Genomic DNA, 3420 nt, shown 5'->3' with positions numbered 1-3420 from the left:
AGCGCACCATCGACCGCGCCTACGGCTGGGGCATGAACTGGACCCCCGGCCGCAAGTGAGCCGTCCGCCGGGCCCGGTGAGCACTCATCCCTCGTCGGGCACGGCGTCGGGGCGCGCATAGGTGCGGCCCTTCCAGGCCGCGCCCCGGCCCCGGTAGTGCTGCACCGCCGAGTCCACCGTCATCAGCAGGTAGAGGAACGCGGTGAGCGGCAGCAGCGGAGCGAGCCACGGCGGCTGACGGTAGTAGCGCAGCATCGGGACGTACGTCCCCGTCATCACCAGCCACGCCAGACCGCCCGCGAGGGCGCCCGCCGCGCTGCCCGCCGCCAGGCCCGCGAGCAGGGCCACCGGCGGCACGAGGTAGACGAGGACCAGGCCGGCGACCGTGCCGAGCAGCAGCAGCGGGTTGTGACGCAACTGCGCGTACGCGCTGCGCGAGACCATGCGCCACAGGTCGTGCAGCCGGGGATAGGGGCGCACGCTGTCCACGCCCTCGGCCAGCCCCAGCCAGATGTGCCCGCCGCCGCCCTTCACCGCACGGGCGAGCGCAACATCGTCGATCACGGCCTGCCGGATCGCGTCCGGGACGCGCGCCCGCTCGGCGGTGTCGGCGCGCAGCAGCACGCAGCCGCCCGCGGCCGCCGCCGTCCGCGAGCCCCTGCGGCCGATCCGGCGGAAGGGATACAACTGCGCGAAGAAGTAGACGAACGCCGGCACCACCAGCCGCTCCCAGACGCTCTCCACCCGCAGCCGGGCCATCTGGGACACCAGGTCGAAGCCGCCGGCACGCGCCGACGCCACGAGCCGGCGCAGGCTGTCCGGGGCGTGGGCGATGTCAGCATCCGTCAGGAGCAGGTACTCGGGGGCACGCGCGCGTGCCAGGCCGATGCCGTGCCGCACGGCCCACAGCTTGCCCGTCCAGCCGGCCGGCGGCTCGCCCGGAGAGGCCACCGTCAGCGGCAGCCCGCCCCCGCGCGCCAGCTCGCGGGCGAGGTCCCCGGTGCCGTCCGTGCTGCCGTCGTCGACCAGGAAGACCTCAGCCCGCCCGGGATAGTCCTGGGCGAGCAGCGTGGGCAGGCTCCGCGGCAGTACGCCGGCCTCGTCCCGCGCGGGGACCACGACGCACACGGCGGGCCAGTCGCCGGCGTCCGGGAGCGGCGGCGGACCGTCGTGCGCGGGCGGGGGAAGCCTGACGTCCGTGCGCCAGAAGAACCCCTGGGCGAGCAGCAGCCACAGCCAGGCGGCAAGCGATACGACGGCACTCCACACGATCACGCTCACCCGCGCAGTCTGCCCCACGCGGGTCGCTCGTTCGAGGGCATCGTCTATCGTGGCCGGGTGAAGATCGCGCTCATGGACTCCGGAATCGGGCTGCTGGCGGCCACCGCCGCGGTGCGGCGCCTTCGACCCGACGCAGATCTGGTGCTCTCCCTGGACCCCGCGGGCATGCCGTGGGGTCCTCGTACGCCGGAGGACCTCACCTCGCGCGCGGTCGCCGTCGCCGAGGCTGCCGCGGCGCACGCGCCCGACGCCCTGATCGTCGGCTGCAACACCGCGACCGTGCACGCGCTGACCACCCTGCGCACGCTCCTGGAACCGGCCCTGCCGGTCATCGGCACGGTGCCCGCGATCAAGCCGGCCGCGGCGGGCGGCGGCCCCGTGGCCATCTGGGCCACGCCCGCCACCACCGGCAGCCCCTACCAGCGGGGCCTGATCCGCGACTTCGCCGGCGGTGTGCCCGTCACCGAGGTGCCCTGCCGGGGACTGGCCGAGGCCGTGGAGCACGCCGACCAGCCCGCGATCGACGACGCGATCGCGGCGGCGGCCGCGCTGACTCCGCGTGACGTGACCACCGTCGTCCTGGGCTGCACCCATTACGAACTGGTCGCCGAGCGCATCCGCGCCGCCGTGCAGCGTCCGGGCGACCCGCCGCTGGTGCTGCACGGCTCGGCGGGCGCCGTAGCCGCGCAGGCCCTGCGCCGCATCGGCGCCCGGCCCGAACCCGAGGCCCCCACGCGGGGCGTCGTGACGGTCCTGCTCAACGGACGGCAGGGCGCGCTGCCCGCACCGGCGCTCGCCTACGACGAGGGCCGCCTCCTCGAGTCGGTCACCCCCGCGCACTGACCCCCGGCGGTCCGCGCGGGTGCCCGGCCGGTGCGCGGCAGCCCGGGACACTCTCCGTCCGCGACGCGCTACCCACGGCGGGAAACCTGAGTAACCTCGTTGACATGAGGGACCACCGCCGCGGCGACCACGGCCCGCACCCCGACGTCTGGACCGGACGTGCCACGAACAGGTTCCAGTGGCTGCTGGCGCTGGTCGGTGCCGCCTGTCTGGCGCTGGGCGTCGAACTGGCCGTCGACTCGGCGTGGAGCTCCGGCGTCGCCCCCCTGGTGATGTCCGTCGTGGGCTGCATCGCGGCCGGACTGCTCGTCCTCTTCGGCACCCTGGCCTTCGTGCACGTGGCGCTGAAGGTCGACAAGGAGACTCTGGAGGTGCGCTGCGGCCACATCGGGCTGCCGCGCCGCCGGATCCCGCTCTCGCACGTCGCGGGCGCCGAGTTCGCGCCGCATGTCACCCCCCGCCACTGGGGCGGCTGGGGCTACCGCTGGCGGCCCGAGAAGGGCACCGCCGTCGTCGTGCGGCGGGGCGAGGGCATCGTGCTGCGGCTGTGGGACGGGCACACGTTCACCGTCACGATCGACAACGCCGAGTCGGCGGTCCGCGTGATCAAGGACCGGCTCCACCCGCCGACACCGGGCACCGTCTGAGCACGGCGGCGTGTGGGCTCACCGGGGCAGTAGGGTCCGCGGTGCCGGCCGGGCTCGCCGCGTCGGCTGGGTCCGCGGCGTCGGTCGGCCTTGCGGCGCCGGCCGGGCTCACCGTGTCTGCCGGTCCTGCAAAGTCCGCCGGGCTCACCGAGTCCGCCGGGCTCGGGCTCAGGGTGTCAGGCGGTCCCGGGACGGCCGGGTTCCGGTGACCACGGGTCGGGGTTCGTCGGCCAGCGGGCGTGCCGTGGCCAGTCCGGCCAGGAGTCCGGCGCCCACCGACACAGCGGTGAAGCTCAGCGCGTCACCGACGGCGGCGATCGCGGCCAGCGCGGTCAGCGCGGCACCCGCCGTCAGGGCGACGGGCGTGGGGCGCGCGGTGCGCCACAGCGCGTGGAGCACCCATCCGTACGCCGCCGCCAGCAGCGCCACGCCGATCAGCCCCTGCTCGGCGGCCTGCTGCCACAGCGCCGAGTGAGGCTTGCCGTCGGGCTGCAGGGACTGGGCCGCCGTCGCGCTGAACTCCCCGAAGCGGCCCGGCCCCACGCCCAGGCCGGCGTTGCGGTGGGCGAGGTGGAGCGCGTCCCGCCACAGCGCGACGCGGTGTGCGGTCAGCTGCCCCTCGAGCGAGTCGGCGAGCCCGCCGGGCAGC

The 3420-nt window shown here is 75.6% G+C and carries 3 protein-coding genes and 1 pseudogene; 2 read left to right on the top strand and 2 right to left on the bottom strand.

Annotated features, from left to right (window positions below):
* Positions 1-84 precede the first annotated feature (84 nt).
* Positions 85-1281 carry a glycosyltransferase gene (locus IE249_RS07150; RefSeq protein WP_189703914.1) on the bottom strand — a complete coding sequence of 399 codons (1197 nt, stop codon included), beginning with the start codon at positions 1279-1281 and terminating at the stop codon, positions 85-87.
* Positions 1282-1338: 57 nt separating this feature from the next.
* Here IE249_RS07150 and IE249_RS07145 point away from each other — a divergent pair, with 57 nt between their 5' ends.
* Both IE249_RS07145 and IE249_RS07140 read left to right on the top strand, forming a co-directional pair.
* Complete coding sequence (locus tag IE249_RS07145) at positions 1339-2124, top strand: glutamate racemase (RefSeq protein ID WP_189703913.1); 786 nt, start codon at positions 1339-1341, stop codon at positions 2122-2124.
* Between the two features lie 104 nt (positions 2125-2228).
* On the top strand, positions 2229-2771 hold the full coding sequence (locus IE249_RS07140; RefSeq protein ID WP_189703912.1) for a hypothetical protein: 543 nt from the start codon (positions 2229-2231) through the stop codon (positions 2769-2771).
* 168 nt (positions 2772-2939) lie between these two features.
* On the opposite strand, the pseudogene IE249_RS36555 reads toward IE249_RS07140, so the two are convergent.
* Positions 2940-3420: pseudogene (locus IE249_RS36555) on the bottom strand (O-antigen ligase family protein); the annotation flags it as partial.

It is taken from the genome of Streptomyces anandii JCM 4720, assembly GCF_014650655.1.
Taxonomy (GTDB): Bacteria; Actinomycetota; Actinomycetes; order Streptomycetales; family Streptomycetaceae; genus Streptomyces; species Streptomyces anandii.
This window is presented reverse-complemented; position numbering and strand designations above follow the sequence as displayed.